The 19772-nt window shown below is 60.0% G+C and carries 28 protein-coding genes; 3 read left to right on the top strand and 25 right to left on the bottom strand.

Annotation, left to right across the window (positions count from 1 at the left end; all coding sequences use genetic code 11):
- Nucleotides 1–83: 83 nt before the first annotated feature.
- From secY to rpsJ, 21 genes are all read right to left on the bottom strand, one after another.
- Entirely contained in the window at nt 84–1445 is a 1362-nt protein-coding gene (secY, locus tag ACQY7R_RS19280) for a preprotein translocase subunit SecY (RefSeq protein WP_428307194.1), read from the bottom strand.
- Between the two features lie 183 nt (nt 1446–1628).
- On the bottom strand, nt 1629–2150 hold the full coding sequence (gene rplO, locus ACQY7R_RS19285) for a 50S ribosomal protein L15 (protein ID WP_152101563.1): 522 nt from the start codon (nt 2148–2150) through the stop codon (nt 1629–1631).
- An 84-nt stretch (nt 2151–2234) separates the two neighbouring features.
- On the bottom strand, nt 2235–2783 hold the full coding sequence (gene rpsE, locus ACQY7R_RS19290; protein WP_428307195.1) for a 30S ribosomal protein S5: 549 nt from the start codon (nt 2781–2783) through the stop codon (nt 2235–2237).
- Nucleotides 2784–2879: 96 nt separating this feature from the next.
- A complete protein-coding gene (gene rplR, locus ACQY7R_RS19295) occupies nt 2880–3248 on the bottom strand; it encodes a 50S ribosomal protein L18 (protein WP_428307196.1) in 369 nt (122 codons plus the stop codon).
- A gap of 71 nt (nt 3249–3319) precedes the next feature.
- Nucleotides 3320–3862, bottom strand: coding sequence for a 50S ribosomal protein L6 (gene rplF, locus ACQY7R_RS19300; RefSeq protein ID WP_152101565.1), 543 nt, complete (start codon nt 3860–3862; stop codon nt 3320–3322).
- A gap of 114 nt (nt 3863–3976) precedes the next feature.
- Nucleotides 3977–4378, bottom strand: a complete 402-nt coding sequence (rpsH, locus tag ACQY7R_RS19305; protein WP_428307197.1) for a 30S ribosomal protein S8 — start codon at nt 4376–4378, stop codon at nt 3977–3979.
- A 141-nt stretch (nt 4379–4519) separates the two neighbouring features.
- Nucleotides 4520–4705 (bottom strand): type Z 30S ribosomal protein S14, encoded by a 186-nt coding sequence (locus ACQY7R_RS19310; RefSeq protein ID WP_152101567.1) that lies wholly within the window; start codon nt 4703–4705, stop codon nt 4520–4522.
- A 50-nt stretch (nt 4706–4755) separates the two neighbouring features.
- A complete protein-coding gene (gene rplE / locus ACQY7R_RS19315) occupies nt 4756–5361 on the bottom strand; it encodes a 50S ribosomal protein L5 (RefSeq protein WP_428307198.1) in 606 nt (201 codons plus the stop codon).
- A gap of 70 nt (nt 5362–5431) precedes the next feature.
- A complete protein-coding gene (gene rplX, locus ACQY7R_RS19320) occupies nt 5432–5779 on the bottom strand; it encodes a 50S ribosomal protein L24 (RefSeq protein ID WP_428307199.1) in 348 nt (115 codons plus the stop codon).
- 122 nt (nt 5780–5901) lie between these two features.
- Entirely contained in the window at nt 5902–6270 is a 369-nt protein-coding gene (gene rplN, locus ACQY7R_RS19325; RefSeq protein ID WP_152101570.1) for a 50S ribosomal protein L14, read from the bottom strand.
- An 89-nt stretch (nt 6271–6359) separates the two neighbouring features.
- Nucleotides 6360–6665 carry a 30S ribosomal protein S17 gene (rpsQ, locus tag ACQY7R_RS19330; protein ID WP_152101571.1) on the bottom strand — a complete coding sequence of 102 codons (306 nt, stop codon included), beginning with the start codon at nt 6663–6665 and terminating at the stop codon, nt 6360–6362.
- Nucleotides 6666–6760: 95 nt separating this feature from the next.
- Nucleotides 6761–6967 (bottom strand): 50S ribosomal protein L29, encoded by a 207-nt coding sequence (gene rpmC / locus ACQY7R_RS19335; RefSeq protein WP_152101572.1) that lies wholly within the window; start codon nt 6965–6967, stop codon nt 6761–6763.
- 92 nt (nt 6968–7059) lie between these two features.
- A complete protein-coding gene (rplP, locus tag ACQY7R_RS19340) occupies nt 7060–7470 on the bottom strand; it encodes a 50S ribosomal protein L16 (RefSeq protein ID WP_152101573.1) in 411 nt (136 codons plus the stop codon).
- On the bottom strand, nt 7409–8104 hold the full coding sequence (rpsC, locus tag ACQY7R_RS19345) for a 30S ribosomal protein S3 (protein WP_152101574.1): 696 nt from the start codon (nt 8102–8104) through the stop codon (nt 7409–7411). The genes rplP and rpsC overlap by 62 nt, the downstream gene beginning before the upstream one ends.
- Before the next feature lie 91 nt (nt 8105–8195).
- Entirely contained in the window at nt 8196–8522 is a 327-nt protein-coding gene (gene rplV, locus ACQY7R_RS19350) for a 50S ribosomal protein L22 (RefSeq protein ID WP_152101575.1), read from the bottom strand.
- A gap of 18 nt (nt 8523–8540) precedes the next feature.
- Nucleotides 8541–8810, bottom strand: coding sequence for a 30S ribosomal protein S19 (rpsS, locus tag ACQY7R_RS19355; protein WP_428307200.1), 270 nt, complete (start codon nt 8808–8810; stop codon nt 8541–8543).
- A gap of 98 nt (nt 8811–8908) precedes the next feature.
- Entirely contained in the window at nt 8909–9772 is an 864-nt protein-coding gene (rplB, locus tag ACQY7R_RS19360) for a 50S ribosomal protein L2 (protein WP_428307201.1), read from the bottom strand.
- Between the two features lie 105 nt (nt 9773–9877).
- A complete protein-coding gene (gene rplW / locus ACQY7R_RS19365) occupies nt 9878–10192 on the bottom strand; it encodes a 50S ribosomal protein L23 (RefSeq protein WP_428307202.1) in 315 nt (104 codons plus the stop codon).
- Between the two features lie 78 nt (nt 10193–10270).
- Nucleotides 10271–10921: a 50S ribosomal protein L4 gene (gene rplD, locus ACQY7R_RS19370; protein WP_428307203.1), complete on the bottom strand. Its 651-nt coding sequence runs from the start codon at nt 10919–10921 to the stop codon at nt 10271–10273.
- A gap of 92 nt (nt 10922–11013) precedes the next feature.
- A complete protein-coding gene (gene rplC / locus ACQY7R_RS19375) occupies nt 11014–11667 on the bottom strand; it encodes a 50S ribosomal protein L3 (protein ID WP_428308910.1) in 654 nt (217 codons plus the stop codon).
- A gap of 234 nt (nt 11668–11901) precedes the next feature.
- Entirely contained in the window at nt 11902–12222 is a 321-nt protein-coding gene (rpsJ, locus tag ACQY7R_RS19380; protein WP_261344412.1) for a 30S ribosomal protein S10, read from the bottom strand.
- Between the two features lie 434 nt (nt 12223–12656).
- Here rpsJ and ACQY7R_RS19385 point away from each other — a divergent pair, with 434 nt between their 5' ends.
- The 3 genes from ACQY7R_RS19385 to ACQY7R_RS19395 all read left to right on the top strand — a co-directional run bounded on the left by ACQY7R_RS19385 (nt 12657) and on the right by ACQY7R_RS19395 (nt 15521).
- On the top strand, nt 12657–13088 hold the full coding sequence (locus ACQY7R_RS19385; RefSeq protein WP_428307204.1) for a GntR family transcriptional regulator: 432 nt from the start codon (nt 12657–12659) through the stop codon (nt 13086–13088).
- 23 nt (nt 13089–13111) lie between these two features.
- Nucleotides 13112–13999, top strand: a complete 888-nt coding sequence (locus tag ACQY7R_RS19390) for an ABC transporter ATP-binding protein (RefSeq protein ID WP_428307205.1) — start codon at nt 13112–13114, stop codon at nt 13997–13999.
- A 76-nt stretch (nt 14000–14075) separates the two neighbouring features.
- Nucleotides 14076–15521 (top strand): hypothetical protein, encoded by a 1446-nt coding sequence (locus ACQY7R_RS19395; RefSeq protein WP_428307206.1) that lies wholly within the window; start codon nt 14076–14078, stop codon nt 15519–15521.
- Nucleotides 15522–16185: 664 nt separating this feature from the next.
- Here ACQY7R_RS19395 and fusA read toward each other — a convergent pair.
- From fusA to rpsL, 4 genes are all read right to left on the bottom strand, one after another.
- Entirely contained in the window at nt 16186–18330 is a 2145-nt protein-coding gene (gene fusA, locus ACQY7R_RS19400) for an elongation factor G (RefSeq protein ID WP_428307207.1), read from the bottom strand.
- A gap of 115 nt (nt 18331–18445) precedes the next feature.
- Nucleotides 18446–18715, bottom strand: a complete 270-nt coding sequence (locus ACQY7R_RS19405; RefSeq protein WP_428307208.1) for a hypothetical protein — start codon at nt 18713–18715, stop codon at nt 18446–18448.
- 105 nt (nt 18716–18820) lie between these two features.
- Nucleotides 18821–19291 (bottom strand): 30S ribosomal protein S7, encoded by a 471-nt coding sequence (gene rpsG, locus ACQY7R_RS19410; RefSeq protein WP_152101586.1) that lies wholly within the window; start codon nt 19289–19291, stop codon nt 18821–18823.
- A gap of 92 nt (nt 19292–19383) precedes the next feature.
- On the bottom strand, nt 19384–19752 hold the full coding sequence (gene rpsL, locus ACQY7R_RS19415; protein WP_152101587.1) for a 30S ribosomal protein S12: 369 nt from the start codon (nt 19750–19752) through the stop codon (nt 19384–19386).
- Nucleotides 19753–19772 lie beyond the last annotated feature (20 nt).

Below are 19772 nucleotides of genomic sequence, written 5' to 3' on the forward strand. Positions count from 1 at the left end.
GCTCGCGACCGACTATCGAACTTTCACCATCCGCAATGCCAACCCGAATATCGTGCCCGTGCCTGCGCGGTTTGTCCTAGCGATTAGGACTCCAACAATCCCTTGTAGTTCCGCATCACCAAATGACTGTCAATCTTCTGAACCAAATCAAACGCGACGCTCACCGCGATCAGCAAACTAGTGCCGCCATAGAAATTGGCGACCAGCAGCGGAACATCGAGCGAGCCTGAAATCATGCTCGGCACGATCGCCACGAGCGCCAGGAAGCCGGCGCCGACGTAGGTGATCCGGAACATGACCTTTTCCAAATAGTCGGCCGTCCGCTTGCCGGGGCGATACCCCGGAATGAACGAGCCGTAGTTCTTCAAGTTGTCGGCCACGTCCTTCGGGTTGAAGGTGATCGCGGTCCAGAAGAAGCAGAAGAAGAAAATGAGCGCGATGTTCGTGATGGCGTAAACGAAACCGCGACCGTTGAACAAGTTCGCGATGCCGTCGAAGGTCATGCCCCACGTCCCGTTGGCGTCAAACAGCTTCGCCAGCCCGCCGAAGACGATTGCCGGCAACATCAGCAAGCTGCTGGCGAAAATGATCGGCATGACGCCAGCCTGATTCACCTTCAGCGGCAGATACTGACGAGTGCCGCCCATCACACGGCGCCCGCGGACGTGCTTGGCGCTTTGCATCGGAATCTGGCGTTGGCCCATCGTGATGAACACGACGCCAACGATGACTGCGACAAACATAAGCGCGAGGATCACTAACTGCTCAATGCCAAGTTCGCCGCCGCCGCCAGTCAGCTCGAGCGACGACTTCTCAATGAGTTGCATACCGGCGCCAGGCATGGCGGACAAAATGCCGGCCATGATCAACAAGCTAATGCCGTTGCCGATGCCGAACTCGTCGATTTGCTCGCCGATCCACATCAGGAAGACAGTGCCGGCGGTCATCGTCAGCACCGCAACGACAGTCCAGCTGAACATCAAAGTGCGGGTCGGCGCCGTCGGATCGACGACGAACGAATCGTACGCGAGACCCGGCACGATCGACTTCACATAGACCCAGCTTTGGATAATGCAGATGAGAACCGTGGCGTAACGGGTATATTCGTTGATCTTCTTGCGGCCCGCTTCGCCTTCCTTCTGCAGCGCTTCGAGCGGCGGGTACACGCTGCCCAAGAGCTGGAAGATAATCGAGGCGGAGATGTACGGCATGATGCCGAGGCCGAAGATCGTCACCTGGTCGAGCTGGCTGGCGCTGAAAACAGCGACCTGCTTCAAGATGTCGGCCATGCCGCCGCCGCGCGAAAAGGTCTCCACCTTATTCGGATCGACGATCGGCAGCGGAATCTGGAAGCCAAGCCGATAGACCGCCAGCAGCCCGAGCGTCAGCAGAATCTTCTTCCGCAGCTCAGGGATCTGCCAAACGACGCGAAGCTTTTCCCACATAGCATCATCCTGTCACGCGTACGCGCGGGAAGCTTGTCTACAAAACGCTAAAAGTACCAACACGCAAAAGCTGCCGACACTCGGCTGCAACCTTTCGATCAGCTTTTTCTCGCTGACCGAAAACTGACAGCCGATTGACGACAGCCGTGCTAGCGTGTTCCATGTCGAGGCCTGCTCAGGCGATTAAGCCTTCGCTTTGGCGGCAGCGGCCTTCTTTTCTGCCTTCTTCTCCGCCTTGTAATCTTCCACCGAAGCCCGGCCTGGCAGCAAGATCATTTCGCCGCCAGCTTGCTTGATCTTCTCGGCGGCCGATTCGCTGAAGCGATGGGCCGAGATCTTCAGCTTCTTCTTCAAATCGCCGTCGCCCAGAACCTTGAGCACGTCGAACCGGCCACGGGCCAGGTTCTTCGCAGCTAGGGTGTCGAGCGTGACTTCTTCGCCAGCGGCATACGCTTCCTCGATCTGGCCGAGGTTCACGACGACGACCTTCAAGCCCCAACGGTTGTTGAAGCCGCGCTTCGGAATGCGCTGCACGAGCGGCATGTTGCCGCCGGTGAAGGTGACGCGGGTGCTGTTGCCGTTACGCGAACCGGCGCCCTTGTGACCGCGGCCGGCGGTCTTGCCGTGGCCCGAACCGATGCCGCGGCCAATCCGCTTGCGCTTCTTGTTCTTAACAATGCCGCGATTGACGTCGTCAATATTCATGGTCGTGTCGAAGCCCGTTCGTCCGGGAATCGCTCGTTACGCTGTGATTTGTTCGTAGTGGTCGTGAACGCTCAACGCAGTGCGTTACGACAGGTGCACGCCGCGGAGACGCTCGACGTCGTTCTTCGGGCGAAGCTGTTCTAGGGCCGCCATCGTCGCTTTGACCAGCGAGACGGGATTGTTCGAGCCGAAGCTCTTCGTGAGAATGTCGTGGATGCCGGCGGCTTCGCAAACGGCACGCACCGCGGCGCCGGCGATGACGCCCGTACCGGGACCAGCCGGAGCCAACACCACCTTGGCGGCGCCGTAACGGCCCTTCACCAAGTGGGGAATCGTGCTGCCATCGCGGGCGACGACGATCTGTTGACGCATGCCTTCCTTGACGGCCTTCTCGACGCTCGGCGGCACTTCGTTGGCCTTGCCATAGCCCCAGCCGACCTTGCCGTCGCCGTTGCCGACCACGACCATCGCCGCGAAGCTAAAGCGACGACCACCCTTGACCACCGCGGCGCACCGCTTGATCTTCACGACGTTTTCTTGCAACTCGCCGCGGATCTTCTCTTTAGGAGCCGCATTGCGTTGTCCGTCGCGGGACTTGCCACCGCGCTGTCTGTCTTGGCTTCCGGTCGACACGAGTATTACTCCGCTTTCAGTTCGCCGTAACGGCAGGTCGCCGCAGGTTGCCCCGCGACTCGCCACGGCGTGAGAGCCGCAGCTTGTTTGTTTCTACTAGAATTCCAATCCACCGGCACGAGCCGCTTCAGCCAGGGCCGCGACGCGACCATGGAACTTGCAGGCGCCGCGGTCGAAACGGACCTTCGTCACGCCAGCCTTCGCAGCACGCTCGGCAATCGCCTTGCCGATCGCTTCCGCAGCAGCCTTGTTGCCGCCGTACTTGATCGCCTTCGCCAATTCCTTGTCAGCCGTTGAGGCCGAAGCCAACGTCTTGCCGATGGTGTCGTCGATCACCTGGGCGGTGATGTTGCGCAGCGTCCGGCAAATCGTCAGTCGGGGACGTTCGGCATCGCCCTTCAGGCGCTTGCGAACGCGAAACGTCCGCCGCTGCCGTTGCTTGCCGAGTGCCTTTTGATGTTCCATTGTTCTCTTATCCAGCTAAGCGGGCGATTGTTCGATAGGGCTTCGGCCCCTCGGCAGCCCAATGTTCTAAACTACTTCGCGGTCTTACCAGCCTTACGACGGACTTGCTCGCCTTCGTAACGCACGCCCTTGCCCTTGTAAGGTTCAGGCTTGCGAACGGCACGCACTTCGGCGGCGAACTGACCAACTTTTTGACGGTCGGCGCCCTTGATCGAAATGTGCGTCTGGTCGGGGCAGGTCACGGTCAGACCGGCGGGAATCTTCTTGTGGATTTCGTTGGCGAAGCCGACCCGCAATTGGAGCGTGTCGCCTGCGATCGCGGCCAGATAACCGACACCCTGAATTTCGAGCTTCTTCTCGTACCCGGTCGACACGCCTTCGACCATGTTGCGGATCAAGGCGCGGGTCAGGCCGTGGAGGGCGCGGGGGAGGCGATCGTCGTTCTTGCGAGTGACGACGATTTCCTTCGCACCGGCATCGACCTCGACCGTCACTTCCGGACGATGCGTCCAGACTAACTTGCCGAGCTTACCTTCGACGGTGACTTCACGATTGGCGACGTTCACTTTAACGCCATCAACAATCGAAACCGGTTTCTTGCCAATACGCGACATTGTTTTCTAGCTCTCAGCTATCGGCCGTCAGCTTTCGGCCAGACTTTTGGTTTTCTGTCTCTTACTTCGCTTCTTGTCTGGCTGACAGCCGGTGGCCAACAGCCAACATCCCGCTTACCACAACTCGCACAGCACTTCGCCGCCGAGCTTCTTCTGCCGGGCTTCGCGATCGCTGATCACGCCGCGGCTCGTGCTGATGATCGAAATCCCCAACCCGTTCAAGATCGGACGCAAGTCCGACGAGCGGCTGTAGACGCGACGACCAGGCTTGCTCACCCGCTTGATGTGGCGGATGACGCGCTCGCCATTCGGACCGTACTTCAGGTCGATGAAGAGCTGCTTCTGGGGATTGCCTTCGGCGGCTTCTTCGTGGAAGTCCCAGATGTAGCCTTCACGCTTCAGTACTTCCGCCACGCCCCGCTTCACTTTCGAAAGCGGCATCTCCACGACAGGCCGCTCGACGCGGACAGCGTTGCGGATGCGGGTAAGCATGTCGGCAATTGGGTCGGTCATCATAGGGTTGTAGTTCCTACTTACTTCTCGTAGCGAACCGGTTATTTGACCGGCTTACGCTTGTGCGACTGGGAGTTCTAGGATAGCCAGCGGATGACGCCCGCGCTACTGCCTAGCTTACCAATCGGTGACTCGATATTTCGGTTACCAGCTGGCCTTCTTCACGCCAGGGATCAGGCCCTTGTCCGCCAAGTTGCGGAAGCAGATCCGGCAGGTGCCGAACTTGCGATACACCGCGCGGGGACGGCCGCACAGCTTGCAACGCGACTCCCGGCGCGACGAGAACTTCGGCGTCCGGTTAGCCTTCGCGATCTTTGATTTGCTAGCCACTGATTACTCTCTCAAATTACTTGAAGCGACGAGACCCTTAGAACAACGTCCTAGGCTGCGACTTCATCAGGATTTCTGAACGGCAGACCGAACAACCGCAGCAGCTCGCGGGATTCGTCGTCCGAATCGCCGGCGATGCAAATCGCGATGTTCATCCCTTGCGGGCGGAGGTACTTGTCGGGGTTCAGTTCAGGGAACACCAACTGTTCGGTCAGGCCCAAGCTGTAGTTGCCGTGGCCATCGAACGCATCGAGCTTCAGGCCGCGGAAGTCGCGAACACGCGGAAGCGCGATCGCGATGAGACGGTCGAGGAACTCGTACATCCGGGCGCCGCGAAGGGTCACCTTGCAACCAATCGCCACGCCTTCGCGAAGACGGAAGTTGGCGATCGACTTGCGAGCCTTGCAGATCAGAGCCTTTTGGCCCGTCAGATCGGTCATGGCCGAGGCGGCTTCTTCGATGTGCTTCTTATCGCTCATCGCGCTGCCGACGCCCATGCTCACGACGATCTTCTCGATCCGCGGCAAGGCCAAGCGGTTCTGACGACCGAACTTCTCCCGCATCGCCGGAAGAATCTCGCTCTCGAAGCGTTCCTTGAGGCGCGGGACCGGAGCTCCGCCTTCGCTCTTTGCTGGTTTGGTTGCGGCTTTAGCCATCGCTGTCAGCTTTCACATTGCGGGCGAGCCGGGCTGTCTCAGTCCCGACTATCCACCCATTTTTAACTTCTTACTTCTTCGCGTGGGCCTTCTTGGCGGGAGCGAGCTCGCCGGCCGAGGCTCCGCACTTCTTGCAGAACCGCTCTTTGGAACCGTCGTTCGTGAACCGGGCTCCAAGGCGGGTCGCCTTGCTGCACGCACTGCAGAAGTACGCCAGATTCGAAAGTTGAATCGGCGCCTCTTTGCTCAGACGGCCCCCTTGCGGGTGCTTCTGGCTGCGGCGGACGTGCTTGTAAACCTTCGCGACTCCCTCGACCAACGCCTTGCCTTCGGCCCGCAGCACCTCGATAACGCGGCTCTGCTTGCCCTTGCTGGCGCCGGCGATGACTTCAACTGTGTCGCCTGTCTTGATCAACATGATTCAAACTGCCGTTTGGCGATTGACGAATTTCAAAAACCGCGGCGAGCTCTCGAATCCCCGCATTCGCCGGCGCGGGAAACTGGCTACGCCCCTTTGTCCAACTGGACTCGTTGTCCTAACTAAACCACTTCATTCGCGAGGCTGACGATCTTCATGAAGCGACGGTCGCGAAGCTCGCGAGCGACGGCGCCGAAAATACGCGTTCCACGCGGGTTGTTGTCTTTGTCGATCAGCACCACGGCGTTGTTGTCGAACCGCACGTAGCTGCCGTCGTCACGACGGGTCGGCGAACGCAAGCGAACGATCACGCCGCGAACGACGGCCTTCTTCTTGACGTCGCTGCCCGGTATGACGCTCTTCACGCTGCAGACGATCACATCGCCAAGATTGGCGAAACGACGACGGCTGCCGCCCAACACCTTGATGCACATCACTTCCTTGGCGCCCGTGTTGTCGGCGACGGCAAGGCGGCTTTCCATTTGAATCATGGCTGACTCTCACTCACAGGGCGTCGAATCGTTCCGTCGCCCGCTTACTTGGATGGTGTTCGCTGACCGAAGCGATCAGGCGCCTGCCCTCAACCTTCGCCGTCCGCGGCGGCCTGCTTCGCAGCAGCACGCATGGCCGCGATGTCGACCGCGCTCGACTTCTCAACCACCCGGACCAGGTCCCAACGCTTCAGACGGGACTTCGGCGGGCACTCGATGATTTCCACCGTGTCGCCGATCCCCGACTCGTTGTTCTCGTCGTGAACGTGGCACACCGTCTTGCGACGAATGAACTTGCCATACTTGGAGTGCGGAACCAGACGGTCGATCTCGACGCGCCGAGTCTTCGCACACTTGTCGCTCACCACGACGCCGGTTAGTTGCTTCTTGGGCATTCTTAAGCTCTCAGCTCTCAGCCATCAGCTTTCAGCCAGACCTTGCGTTCAACTATTCGTTGAACGCTGACTGCTGACCGCTGACTGCTCTTTTGTTACTTCGCTGCGGCTGCTCGTTGCCGCTCGCCTTGAATGGTCTTCGCACGGGCAATCAAACGACGCTGACGCTTCAGCTCGCTCGGGGCGTCGAGACGTTCAGTCTGCGACTGGACCCGGGCGCGAAACAGCTTATCGACCGCTTCTTTCACGGTCAGATCGAGCTGTTCGTCGCTCATATCCCGAAGTTCTTTGGCTTTGCTCATTGTTAAGCTCTCAGCTAGAAGCCGTAAGCTCTAAACCTTGTCGCCGGCGTCATTTCTGACTGACGGCACGCGGTTTATCGCGTACAGCCCTATTATGTTCTCTTTACCATGCGAACGCGGACCGGCATCTTGTGAGCCAACCGCGCGAGGCACAACTTCGCCGCCGCTTCGCCCACGCCGCTCAGCTCGTACAGGATCGTGCCCGGCTTAATCACCGCCGCCCAGTATTCGGGTTCGCCCTTGCCCTTACCCATACGGGTTTCGAGCGGAATGGACGTAACCGACTTCTGCGGAAACACGCGGATGTACAACTTGCCTTCGCCGCGGATGTATTGCTGGGCAGCGATACGCCCGGCTTCGATCGTCTGAGCGCTTAGCCAGCCGCCTTGTTCGGCCTGCAAGCCATACTCGCCAAAGACGACGCGATTGCCGCGCGTGGCGTTACCTCTTATACGCCCTCTTTGGCTTTTTCTGTGCTTGACCCTCTTGGGCATCAGCGCCATCGGTCTGGTCCTCAAACATGCCTTGGTTGATCCACACTTGGATGCCGATATGACCTTGCGCGGTCATGGCTTCCGTAATTCCGTAGTCGATGTTCGCCCGCAAGGTGCTGAGCGGAATCGACCCTGCAATCTGCTTTTCGCGGCGAGCCATTTCCGAACCGCCGAGACGGCCGGCCAGCTGCACCTTGATTCCCTTGGCGCCAGCTTCCATGGTCTGCTCCACCGAACGCTTCATCGTCCGGCGGAAGCTCGCCCGCTTGCTGAGCTGCTCGCCAATATCTTCCGCCACCAATTGAGCCATCAGCTCGGGGCGATTGACTTCTTCGATCTTGATGTTGATGCGACGGCCGACGAGCTTTTGCAGTTCGTCTTGCAGTTGCTCAACTTCTTGGCCCTTGCGACCGATGATCACGCCGGGACGAGCCGCGTGCAGGATCACCTTCACTTCGTCGCGAGTCCGCTCGATTTCCACCTTGGGGATGCCGGCGAACTTGTACTTCTTGTGAATGAACTTGCGGATCTTCTGATCTTCCATCAGCAGATCGGCGAATTCCTTCTTCGACGCATACCAGCGGCTCTTCCAGCCGAGCATGATGCCGGTGCGGAAACCAACTGGATTGACTTTTTGACCCATAGGATGGTCTCAGTGTTCGTAGTTACTTAGCGTGCGTTGGCGTTGCGACGAGACGAGCGAAACTGCTCGCCACCGCCCCACTCAATACTGCCTATTCGATCGAAATCTTGATGTGCGACATCCGCTTCTTGATGATGTGAGCCATGCCGCGGGCGCCGGGACGAACCCGCTTCACCATCGGACCGCCATCAATGCGGGCGTCGACGACCCGCAGGCCGCCCAAGTTCGGGGCACGACGATCATCCGCGTTGCCGAGGGCGCTTTGCAGCACCTTCTCGATCAACCGGGCGCCGCGTTGCGGCTGGTACTTCAGCAGGGCCAGAGCCTCATCGACGCGCTTCCCGCGAATCAAGTCGGCCAGCGGGCGCACCTTGCGGGCGCTGATCTGGGCATGCCGGTGTGTTGCAGTGTAAGCCATGGTTAGCCTTCAGCTTCTTTACTTCTTCGCCTTGCCGCCGTGACCGCGGAAGTTGCGGGTCGGCGAGAACTCGCCCAAACGGTGCCCCACCATGTCTTCCGTGACGAAGACCTTCAAGTGAGCCTTGCCGTTGTGGACCATGAACGTGTGGCCAACGAACTCCGGGATGATCGTGCAGGCCCGAGCCCAAGTCGTCAGCGGATCCTTACGGCCCACTTCGTTGAGCTTCTCGACCTTCATGTACAGCTTCGGGTCGACGTAAGGACCCTTTTTCGTTGAACGTCCCATGTGGAGCTCTCAGCTATCAGCCGTCGGCTTTTGGCCAAACGACTTGGTTTCAATTCGATCTCTGGCTGTCAGCTAATAACCGACAGCCGACAGCTTCTTTACTTCGTGACCAACTTCTGCACGCCGTAACGGCGGCTACGACGACGGCGAACGATTGCCTTGTTCGAAGGCTTCCGCCGTTGACGCGTCGCACCACCCTTGGCACTCTTGCCTTGCGGGCTCACCGGGTGACGACCACCCTTGGTACGACCTTCACCACCACCGTGCGGATGGTCGATCGGGTTCATCGCAGTGCCGCGGACATGAGGACGACGCCCCATCCAACGGCTGCGACCAGCCTTGCCCAACACGATGCCGAAGTGATCGGAGTTGCTCGCTTCGCCGATCGTCGCGCGGCAGGCGGACGGAATACGGCGAATTTCACCGCTCGGCAGCGAAATCTGAGCCCACTCGGCTTCGCGAGCCATCAGCGTGGCGTTGGCACCGGCACTGCGGCACAGCACGCCGCCGCGGCCAGCCTGTAGTTCGATGTTGAAGATCGCGGTACCGAGCGGAATCTTCGTCAGCGGCAAGCAATTGCCCACCTTCGCCGGGGCGTCGGGGCCGCTCATCACCTGATCGCCAGCCTTGAGGCTGCCGGGGGCGATGATGTAACGCTTCTCGCCGTCAGCGTAGAACAGCAACGCAATGCGGGCCGAGCGATTCGGATCGTATTGGATCGAATCAACCTTGGCCGGAATGCCGTCCTTGTTGCGACGGAAATCGATCAAGCGGTATTGCTGCTTGTGACCGCCGCCACGATGACGGGCGGTGATCTTGCCTTGATTGTTGCGGCCGCCGGTCTTCGGCTTCGGACGGAGAAGCGACTTCTCCGGCTTGGCGCCTGGCGTCAGTTCAGCGAAATCGCTAACCGTCGCTCCGCGGCGGCCGGCGGTCACTGGCTTGTATTTGCGAATGCCCATGGTACTTGGCTTTCAGCTTTCGGCCGTCGACTATCAGTAAACGGCGTGACTTTCAGTTTCTTGCATGGCTGAGGGCTAGCTAATAGCCAACAGCCGACAGCTCTCTTAGAAGAAGTTGATCCGGTGCTCGGCGTCGAGCGTTACGATCGCCTTCTTCCAATCCTTCGTCATGCCGAGACGGAACCGGGTGCGACGAACCTTCCCCTTACGGTTCTGCGTCGCGACCTTCAACACCTTGACTTCGAACAGCGTCTCAACGGCCTTCTTCACGTCTTCCTTCGTGGCAAGACGGTTGATTTCGAAGGCGTAAGCGTTGTTGCGAGTCGACTTGTGCATCCCCTTTTCCGTCACCAAAGGCTTTACGATCACCTGGTGCGGTTCGAGAACAATGCTCGTCGAAGCTGGTACGTGCCGTGGCATGACTTACCTTTTATCGCTGACTGCGGGTTTACCGCCCGCACTTCCAGACGGCCGGGCCGTCCGAATGTTTCCAATACACTAGTTGGCTGCGACCTTGCTCTTGGCAGCGGCCTTCGCCTTGAACGCATCCAACGCTTCCGTGGTCATCACGACCCGCTTGGCCGACAGGACCGAGAAGGCGTTCAGATCACCGGCCGGAGCGACATTGACGCGATCAATGTTGCGGCCGCTCTTGTACACGTTGACGTCGTAGCCGGCAGTGGCCACCAAGACCGACTTGCCTTCGCAGCCAAGGGTCTTGAGGATGCCGGCCATTTCCTTGGTCTTCGGCGCGGCGAAGGCCAACTTGTCGATCAACACGATTTCGTCGTCCTGCACCTTCGACGCCAGGGCCATGCGAGTGGCCAACTGCAGCGCCTTGCGAGGCAGCGAGTACGAGTAATCGCGCGGGTTGATTTGCTTCATGTGACCGCCGCCGCGACGCACGCCGCTCTTGCGGTGACCCGCGCGAGCATTGCCCGTACCCTTCTGGCGGTACATCTTCTTGGTCGAACCGGAGACTTCGTGCCGGTTCTTGGTCTTGTGCGAGCCTTGACGCAGGTTGGACTGGTACATCACCACCGCGTCGTGCAACAATTGCTTGTTGATCTGCGGAGCGAGATCAGCCACCTCGATATTGTAGGTGCCGACCTTGTTACCCTTGGCGTCGTGTACGTTGAGCTTTGGCATTTGAAAGGCTTTAGGGTTCGGGGTTCGGGGTTCGGGGCGGCGAGGCTCAGATCAATAACTGAACCCCGACCCCTGACGACTGAACCCTCCTATTACATCTTGTTCGTGCGTTGGATCACGACGTAACCGCCGTTCGGTCCCGGGACGGCGCCGCGGATGAGCAGCAAATTCTGCTCGGCGTCGACGCTTACCAACTTTTGGTTGCGGATGGTGCAGCGAGCCGAACCGTACTGACCAGGCATCTTCTTGCCCTTGAACAGACGGCTTGGGAACGCGCTGGCACCGGTGCCGCCGAGAGCACGGTGACACTTCTTCACACCGTGGGTGGCACGCTGACCACTGAAGTTGTGACGCTTCATGGCGCCAGAGAAACCGCGACCCTTGCTGGTCGCGACGACGTCCACCCGAGCAATTCCCTCGAGGGCGGAAACATCGATCTTCGAACCGACTTGCAGGTCGCCGGCTCCGCCGCGAATTTCGCGGACAAAACGCTTGGGCTCGCAACCAGCTTTCGCCAGAGCCTCAACGCCGGCAGCTGCGCGAGCCTTGCTCCGCTTGCTGTCGAGCTTGGCAACATGCCCACGCTCGCTGCGGCCGGCCAGACGGCGCGGCTTGTCGAGATACCCTAGCTGCACCGCTTCGTAACCATCTCGCTCCGAGGTCCGCACCTGCAACACATCGCAGGGGCCAGCCTGAACGACGGTGACCGGCACGACGTTGCCTTGCTCGTCGTAAATCTGCGTCATTCCAATCTTGCGTCCCAGAATCCCCGGGACGCGCTCAGCAGCGGCCATCGTTTGGTTATCCTAAAGCTGGTGCTCGTTGGCAGGAGACTCGGGCGAAGCCCGGCTTACCCACTCAACTTCCACGGCATAGGGTGATTTACTTAGTGATCGGTGACTGGTGATCAGTGTCCGTTACAACTCTTTGCTCGCCTTAAGCGAGCCGGACGGTCCCCCGCCCGGGCCGACAGGCTAAAATCAGCCCGCCGTCGCCTTGATCTTGATATCCACGCCGGCCGGCAAGCTGAGCTTATTCAGCGCCTCGATCGTCTTGGCAGTCGCCTGGACGATGTCGATCAGCCGCTTGTGAGTCCGAATTTCGAACTGCTGACGAGCCTTCTTGTCGACGTGCGGACCGGAGAGAACGGTGTAACGCTCCACCCGGGTCGGCAACGGAATCGGCCCGTGAACCTCGGAGTTGGTCCGCTTCGCCGTATCAACGATTTCTGCCGCACTCTGATCCAAGACCGAGTGATCGTAGGCTTCCATCCGAATCCGAATGACTTCCCGCGCTGCCACTGCGATGCCCCTTTATCGGCCGACCACTCAAATTTCGGCAGATAAAGCCGAAAAAGGAGCCCCGGCATACTCCGTCTCGAGGGGAGACCCCTCGTGCGACAGTAATGTTTCAAAGACCCATAGTTCATCCCCAAAAGCAGGGACGAACCGCGGATTCTATGGCGAATTTGGAAAGCCGTCAATGGGCCTCTCGCCACTCCGCTCACTATTTTTCTTGATCGGCTTTAACGCAGCCAAATGACGCAATTCGCCGACAAAGAGCGCCCACCCCACACCCCTTAATTTATCCAAACGACCGCCGGTAAACGACCCGCCGGAGCGGCGATCGTCAGAGCCACACCCATCGAACGACGCTCCGGCGGCTCGTTGAGCCGCGGCTACCAGACTCAAAACACGAGCTTGACGCAGTCCAGTGTATTGCGATACTAATACACATGACCGTTCGTCCAGAACTCTTCGAACTTCACCCCTCGTCCGGGGTACCCATCTATCGGCAACTTATCGATCAAGTTCACGCCCTAATTGCCGGAAGTCGGCTTGTGGCAGGCGACATGCTTCCCAGCGTTCGCGAAGTTGCCCGAGCCGCCCAGGTCAACCCGATGACCGTCAGCAAGGCCTACTCCCGACTGGAACTGGAAGGGGTCGTTGAACGGGTCCGCGGCCAGGGAATGCGAATTCTCGAACCGGGGACACTCGGCCCCTTCAGCGAGCGGCAGCAAGAGTTCCGCAACCTCGCCGTCCCGGCGATTCACCGCGCGATTCAACTCGGCCTCAGCGAAGAGCAGATCCGCGAAACGCTCGACCAACTTCTCGAGGCCCAGGCGATCCTCCAAACCGAGAACAGCGCCGAACAAACCGACCACTGACCACCAACACCACCGGCCTAACGATGCCCTCCCCCGTCATCCAAGGCAATAACCTCCACAAACGATTCAACGAGCACGGCAAAGACGTCCTCGACGGAATCAATCTCGCGATCCCGTCGGGCACGGTGCTTGGCCTGCTGGGACAAAACGGCTGCGGCAAGAGCACGCTGCTGAAATGCTCGCTCGGATTGCTCCGTCCGACGCGTGGTAGCGTCACCGTGCTCGGCGACGATGCTTGGGACCTCTCCGCCGGCGTGAAGGCGCGAATCGGTTACGTACCGCAGGAGGCGGTGAGTTACCCGTGGATGAAAGTGCGGCAAGTGATTGCCTACACGGCTGCGTTTTACCCAACATGGAACCACCGACTGGTCGACGAACTTTGCCGGCGCTGGCGGCTGCCGCTCGAAGAGCGCGTCGGCCCGCTTTCGGTCGGCCAACTCCAATCGCTCGCCATCGTGCTGGCCCTCGGCCACGAACCCGACCTGCTCATCCTCGATGAACCGGTCGCGAGCCTCGACCCCGCCGCCCGCCGCGAGTTCCTGCGGACGATCCTCGAAGTCGTCGAGTCGCCAGACCGCACGGTATTGTTCAGCACGCACATCACGAGCGACCTCGAACGCGTCGCCAACCGCGTGGCGATCCTCAAGGAAGGCCGCATCGCCTACTACGGCGAACTCGATGAACTAAAGGACCGCGTGAAGCGGCTCCGCATCGCCGCATCGCACGACCTGCCGCGGACCTTCGCCGTCCCCGGCTCACTCCGCTGCGAGATCGCCGGCGCCATTGCGACGGTGAGCGTCGATGATTTCGACGAGCGACTGGTCGACGACATGCGGAGCCGTTGGAACGCGGACGTATCGGTGCACGATCTCAACCTGGAGGAAATCTTCGTCGAGATGCACACGGCGTGATGGGAGGTAACAAGCAGCCGACGCGACCCTCAACAATCCAACTCAATTCACGAACGACAACCGTAGTCGTGACGTCATGACGCTAAACCAACTCCAACAAGTCGCCGTCACCTATGTTACAAGGCCAAAAGCAACGACCTGGATCGTTGTCTCGACCGTCGGCGCCGGCTTTCTTGCGAGCCTCATCTATCTCGTTTGCAACCCCAGAATCGCCAACGGCGGGCTTCCCACATCCGCGCTTTTTCAACTTCAGCTCTTGTGCATTCTTCCCTACGCAGCCGGCCGCAGTCACCTCCGCTTCCAGTTCGATCATCCGCGCGCGGCGCTAACGCCCGATTTTCGCGCCGCCCATATGGCAATCTGGTATGGCATCGCCTTCGTCTCGATGGGGATTGTTCCCTGGGCCATGGCCTACGGCTTATCCGTTTCGCCTTGGCTGCTTTGGGCAACGCTAGCGTTGGGTTGCACGATTTTTGAAGCTCCTTGGGTTGCGGCAGTCGCCATCCCGATCACTTGCATGCTGCCTTCACTACTCATGCCGGACGCGGTGGAGAAAGTTGACTGGAGCCGTTGGCAACCTTGGTTACTCGCCGAAGGCTTTCGTTTGCCGCTGTACGTCGCGCTCACTGTCGGTTGCTGGATAGTCACTGCCTACAAGCTGTTCCAATCGTCCAACGGTCGCGTGGACTCGGCTCACTCCGCGTCGTCCCCAGCCCCATGGGATGCCAACAATATTTGCACGGCACGGTCTCTCGGAGCCAATCTGGACCAGTGGCGCCGCTACCCAACGACCGGGGAACTCAGTTGGACTTCGTCGCAAATGGACCGACGCTTGCGCCGAATCGAGCAGGCTAACGATGCGGGTAAACTTCGCGTCGCGATGACGCCCCCGATTCCAGCTCCCAAGGACCTACTGCTGCCGATCGTCACGACGCTGGTGTTTGCGGGCATGTGGTGGCGACGAATGGAATCGTCATTCACTCTCGAACCTGCGTCCTGGGTGGAATTGCTCAAGATTCTACCAGTTGCGACGCTTATCGCGGCAATCATGCCAGTGGTGCAAGTCGTTAAGCGACGACCGCACATGACGTTCGAGCGAATGCTGCCGATGTCGAACCAAACCTACGCCGATGCATTGCTGTTCAACACGTTGCGACTATCGGCCCTGATTTGGATCTCCGCGCACGCCACAGTTCTCGCCGCGACGTACTTCCTTCCTTGGCGCACTGCACTGCCGGCGTCACCGGCGACGATTGCGACCTACGGGTTCATTTCCCTGTCAGGATTGCTGTTCGCTTTCGGATTTGCTGCGGCCATGGCGTTTTGGCTTAATTTCGTCTCGCTGCTTGTGACGGGAATTGCCGTCTATTGCGTCGCCGTAGCACTCCCTTGGTACTGGTCGGAGCTACTACCGAGCGAAGGCAATGGCGGAGCAGTCTTCATGGCGGCGATCGCTGCAGCCCTGGGGATAGGGGCGATCATCGACGCACGCCGCAGCTGGCGTGAGATGGAGCTCGGTTAGAGCGAGCTTCGGCGGACCCGGCGTTAGGAGCGCCCAGCTAAGCGATGCGAAGGATCCGGCGGCTGATGCAACAAGCCTGATACTTCGCTAAGTCTCTTCTACATTCCCACGAACGGCCCAGCCAGACGGACGCCGCGTTTCACCGAAGCTCGCTCTAACCGATCTCGTTGACGACGCTCAAGCGTCGTCAGTTATCAACAAAAAGAGAGGCACGGCTCTGCTGTACCGTTGGCGGGTCGAGTCCCAACGGCATAGAGTCGCGTCGCAGAGCCGTGCCCGAGGATGGCTTGCGAGTGAGGTGTCCTGCACTCGCCGACACCAGACATACGGGACCGCGATTCTGGATGGATGCAGGTTTCTTTCGCGCGAATTAGCGCCTAGCTCACAGACTCGCGGCAAGCGTTTGCGGAACGGCGTTTTTTCGCTGATTTCCGGGGCGATTTGGCCGCAATGTCCACGGTTTCGTTTCGCCGCATTCGCAGCAAGCGTTTTCCGTAGTTCGTTTACACTACGGAGAACGGCGAACAATCCCGCCTACTCCTAGCCCCGGGCTCCGCCCGGGGGTCGGCATCGATCACGATCGACGTCGCCTCGACGCGCAACACCACCCCCGGGCAGAGCCCGGGGCTAGGGACGCGGCACAGCCGTTGGGATAAGCGCCGACCTACAGAAACCGCTTCAGCACTTCGTCCGGCGCCGCGGCATACGTGCTCGGCGTCATCGAGCAGCTCGCTCGTCCCTGACTGAGGCTGCGCATCGCACTCGAATAGCCGAACAGCTTTTCGAGCGGCGCCTCGGCGTGCAACACCGTGAGATGCCCGCGCGATTGCGTGTGGTTGATGATCGCCCGCCGTTGCTGTAGGTCGCTCACCAAGTCGCCGACATGTTCGTCGGGCGTGCTGATTTCGAGCTTCATGATCGGCTCAAGCAGCACCGTGCCCGCTTCGCGCACCGCCGCGTCGAACGCCAAGTTGGCTGCGGTGCGGAAGGCGATTTCACTGCTTTCAGTTTCGTGGACGTCGCCGCCCAGCAGCGTCACCTTGAGCCACATCAGCGGGAAGCCGAACGCGCCGCCCCCCTGAGCGGCATTTTCGAGTTCTTCCATCACGACCGCCAGGTACTCGCCCGGCAGGCCATGGTCGGGCGCGGCCCGCACAACGATTTCGGCAGCGTTCGGCGCCGGTTCGACCTTCACGCGAACGACGCCCGTATGCTGCACGCCGTTGATGAGCCGGCGGCATTCCCCTTCCGCTTCGGCCGCCGTGCGAATCGTCTCGCGGTAGCTGACGCGCGGATTGTGAACTTTTACATTCAGTTTAAAGTCCCGCTGCAGGCGGTGCTGAATCACTTCAAGGTGGAGCTCGCCCATGCCGCTGATGAGCGTTTGGCCCGTCTCTTCGTTTTCGCTCGCCGTGAACGTCGGATCTTGCTTACGCAGCATGTCGAGCGTTTCCGACAGCTTCTTTTTGTCAGCCGTGCTCTCTGGCTCGATCGCCATCGAGATAACCGTCTGCGGAAACTCGATCGACTCGAGCAAAATCGGCTCGCGGGTGTCGCAGAGCGTGTCGCCGGTCACCGAATCGCGGAGTCCGATCACGCCGACGATGTCGCCGGCCGTGGCCGATTCGAGCTGCTCGTCCTTCTTGCTGGCGTGGATTCGCCACAGCTGGGCGACGTTTTCCTTGGCATTCTTGCCGGGGTTGAGCACGCGGCTGTTCCCTTCGAGCGTGCCCGAGTAAACGCGAACCCACGAAAGGTCGCCCGTTTTGTACGGCAAAATCTTAAAGACGAGGCCGCAGAACGGCTCCTTCGGATCGGGCTTCCGCTTGATCTTCGCCAGCTCCGGTTCGCCTTCCTTCGCCTTCTTGCTTTTACCGTGCGACTTTTGCGTTGGATCGACGCCTTCGACCGGCGGCATGTCGAGCGGGTTCGGCAGGTACGCCGCCACGCCGTCGAGCAACGGCTGGACCCCGATGCCGTGCAGGGCTGAGCCGCACAGGATCGGCTGAATCTGCTGTTGAACTGTCGCCTCGCGGACGACTTTGTGGATTAGCGGATCGGGAATTGGCTCGCCGCTGAGTGCGAGCTCCATCAGTTCGTTGCTGTAGTTGTAGAGCTTCTCCAGCAGATCATCGCGCCAAAGGGCCGCATCGACGGCGAACTCGGCGGGAATCTCCGCTTCGATGATCTTGCGGCCTTCCTTCCCCTCAGGAAAGGTAAGGGCTTTCATGCGAATGAGATCGATCACGCCGCTGAACGGATTGGCGACGTGCGCGGGGCCGAGGCCCATCGGAATCTGCAGCGCGACGGGGTTGGCGCCGAGGCGGTCGCGGATTTCCTCGACGAGCGTATCGAAGTTGGCGCCTTCGCGATCGAGCTTGTTGATAAACGCGATCCGCGGCACATGGTACTTGTCGGCCTGCCGCCAGACCGTTTCGCTTTGCGCCTCAACGCCTTCGCGGGCGCTGAAGACGATCACGGCGCCGTCGAGCACGCGCAGGCTGCGCTCGACCTCGGCGGTGAAGTCGACGTGGCCCGGGGTGTCGATCAGGTTGACCTCGACCTGCTTCACCGGCATGCCGGGGTTCGACGCGACCTTCCACGGGAACGCGACGCACGCGCTGTAAATAGTGATGCCGCGCTCAGCCTCTTCGGCGTCATCGTCAGTGGTCGTCGTGCCGCGATCGACCTCGCCGGCGCGGTGCTTCGTGCCCGAAGCGAACAGCATCCGCTCGGTCACCGTCGTTTTGCCGGCGTCAATGTGGGCGATGATGCCGATATTGCGAATTTTGGAGAGATCTGTCGCCATGGCTGTTTAGGAGTTAACCGCCAAGGACGCCAAGGACGCCAAGGGGGAATTGGGTTAGATCTACGAGGAGAATGCGCTCGCAAATCACGCAAATATGGCCAACTGCTACGAAGGGCTATTCTCGCGGCACATAAAAACCCCAGACATTCGCCGAAAGCTCCCCCGCCGCAAACGTGACCTTGGTTTTCTCGTGTTCAATTTCGTACACAAACATGCGATGACGCTGCTGCGGATAGCTGGGATGAGCAAGCTCTAGCGCTTCGTATCCCAATGCCCGCCACTCATGCTCCCACGGATTTAAACCGCCGATCGCAATTCCATCACCCTCGTATACAACTCCAATGACATCCCACTGATCAAATGCGTGTTTCTTGTTCGCGCTCATTCGCGTAATTCGCTGGCTGTTTTAATAGCGCATAAAAAAACCAGGGGCCGCGGACGAGGGCGCTCGCAGCGCCGTCGTCCTCAGCCCCTGGTTCTCGATGAACGCTTACCAGCCGAAGTGGGCGAACGCCTTATTCGCGTCGGCCATACGGTGGACGTTTTCGCGGCGGCTGACGGCGGCGCCTTCGCGGTTGTACGCGGCGACCAATTCGTCGGCCAGCTTCTGGGCGGTGGCGCGGCCCTTCTTCTCGCGGATGGCGATGAGCACCCAGCGAATCGCCAGCGATTGCTGACGAACGCGGTTGACCTGCATCGGCACCTGGTAGGCGGCGCCGCCGACGCGCTTCGAGCGAACTTCGATCGACGGCTTCACGTTTTCCAGAGCTTGCTGGAAGACTTCGATCGGCTCGGCTTCCGGCAGACGCTCCTTGATCAGGTCCATCGCATCGTAGAACACGGCCTGGGCGGTGCTCTTCTTGCCGTCGTACATCAAGCAGTTGATGAACTTGCTGGCGAGGAGCGACCCGTACACCGGATCTGGCTTCAGTTGCTTACGGCTGGCAGTAATACGGCCCATGGGAATTAGCTGTCAGCGGTCGGCTGTCAGCACTCAGCTCAATGTGATTTGAAAAAGCTGCCGGCTCTATCGCCGACAGCTGAAAGCTTCAACTAGCTCTTCTTCGCGCCGTACTTGCTACGGCTTTGCTTACGACCGTTGACGCCCAGAGTATCGAGGGCGCCGCGGACGACGTGGTAACGCACGCCCGGCAAGTCGCGAACGCGGCCGCCGCGGACGAGCACGATGCTATGTTCCTGCAGCGTGTGGCCTTCGCCCGGAATGTAAACGGTGACTTCCTTGCCGTTCGACAACCGCACACGGGTGATCTTCCGGAGAGCCGAGTTCGGCTTCTTCGGCGTCATCGTGCGGACTTGCAAGCAGACCCCGCGCTTGAAGGGACAGCGATCGAGGATCGGCGACTTGCTGAACTTCCGCTTCGGCCGACGTTGGCTGCGGACCAGTTGGTTAATCGTGGGCATGGGCTGGTAGCCTAAGACGC

This window comes from Lacipirellula sp., assembly GCF_965279485.1.
Lineage (GTDB): Bacteria > Planctomycetota > Planctomycetia > Pirellulales > Lacipirellulaceae > Lacipirellula.

Bases quoted from the DNA above. Each gene is read 5' to 3' on its own strand.
- secY (WP_428307194.1), bottom strand. From the start codon at position 1,445: ATGTGGGAAAAGCTTCGCGTCGTTTGGCAGATCCCTGAGCTGCGGAAG.
- rplO (WP_152101563.1), bottom strand. From the start codon at position 2,150: ATGAATATTGACGACGTCAATCGCGGCATTGTTAAGAACAAGAAGCGC.
- rplR (WP_428307196.1), bottom strand. From the start codon at position 3,248: ATGGAACATCAAAAGGCACTCGGCAAGCAACGGCAGCGGCGGACGTTT.
- rplF (WP_152101565.1), bottom strand. From the start codon at position 3,862: ATGTCGCGTATTGGCAAGAAACCGGTTTCGATTGTTGATGGCGTTAAA.
- rpsH (WP_428307197.1), bottom strand. From the start codon at position 4,378: ATGATGACCGACCCAATTGCCGACATGCTTACCCGCATCCGCAACGCT.
- rplE (WP_428307198.1), bottom strand. From the start codon at position 5,361: ATGGCTAAAGCCGCAACCAAACCAGCAAAGAGCGAAGGCGGAGCTCCG.
- rplX (WP_428307199.1), bottom strand. From the start codon at position 5,779: ATGTTGATCAAGACAGGCGACACAGTTGAAGTCATCGCCGGCGCCAGC.
- rplN (WP_152101570.1), bottom strand. From the start codon at position 6,270: ATGATTCAAATGGAAAGCCGCCTTGCCGTCGCCGACAACACGGGCGCC.
- rpsQ (WP_152101571.1), bottom strand. From the start codon at position 6,665: ATGCCCAAGAAGCAACTAACCGGCGTCGTGGTGAGCGACAAGTGTGCG.
- rpmC (WP_152101572.1), bottom strand. From the start codon at position 6,967: ATGAGCAAAGCCAAAGAACTTCGGGATATGAGCGACGAACAGCTCGAT.
- rplP (WP_152101573.1), bottom strand. From the start codon at position 7,470: ATGGCGCTGATGCCCAAGAGGGTCAAGCACAGAAAAAGCCAAAGAGGG.
- rpsC (WP_152101574.1), bottom strand. From the start codon at position 8,104: ATGGGTCAAAAAGTCAATCCAGTTGGTTTCCGCACCGGCATCATGCTC.
- rplV (WP_152101575.1), bottom strand. From the start codon at position 8,522: ATGGCTTACACTGCAACACACCGGCATGCCCAGATCAGCGCCCGCAAG.
- rpsS (WP_428307200.1), bottom strand. From the start codon at position 8,810: ATGGGACGTTCAACGAAAAAGGGTCCTTACGTCGACCCGAAGCTGTAC.
- rplB (WP_428307201.1), bottom strand. From the start codon at position 9,772: ATGGGCATTCGCAAATACAAGCCAGTGACCGCCGGCCGCCGCGGAGCG.
- rplW (WP_428307202.1), bottom strand. From the start codon at position 10,192: ATGCCACGGCACGTACCAGCTTCGACGAGCATTGTTCTCGAACCGCAC.
- rplD (WP_428307203.1), bottom strand. From the start codon at position 10,921: ATGCCAAAGCTCAACGTACACGACGCCAAGGGTAACAAGGTCGGCACC.
- rplC (WP_428308910.1), bottom strand. From the start codon at position 11,667: ATGACGCAGATTTACGACGAGCAAGGCAACGTCGTGCCGGTCACCGTC.
- ACQY7R_RS19385 (WP_428307204.1), top strand. From the start codon at position 12,657: ATGACCGTTCGTCCAGAACTCTTCGAACTTCACCCCTCGTCCGGGGTA.
- ACQY7R_RS19390 (WP_428307205.1), top strand. From the start codon at position 13,112: ATGCCCTCCCCCGTCATCCAAGGCAATAACCTCCACAAACGATTCAAC.
- ACQY7R_RS19395 (WP_428307206.1), top strand. From the start codon at position 14,076: ATGACGCTAAACCAACTCCAACAAGTCGCCGTCACCTATGTTACAAGG.
- fusA (WP_428307207.1), bottom strand. From the start codon at position 18,330: ATGGCGACAGATCTCTCCAAAATTCGCAATATCGGCATCATCGCCCAC.
- ACQY7R_RS19405 (WP_428307208.1), bottom strand. From the start codon at position 18,715: ATGAGCGCGAACAAGAAACACGCATTTGATCAGTGGGATGTCATTGGA.
- rpsG (WP_152101586.1), bottom strand. From the start codon at position 19,291: ATGGGCCGTATTACTGCCAGCCGTAAGCAACTGAAGCCAGATCCGGTG.
- rpsL (WP_152101587.1), bottom strand. From the start codon at position 19,752: ATGCCCACGATTAACCAACTGGTCCGCAGCCAACGTCGGCCGAAGCGG.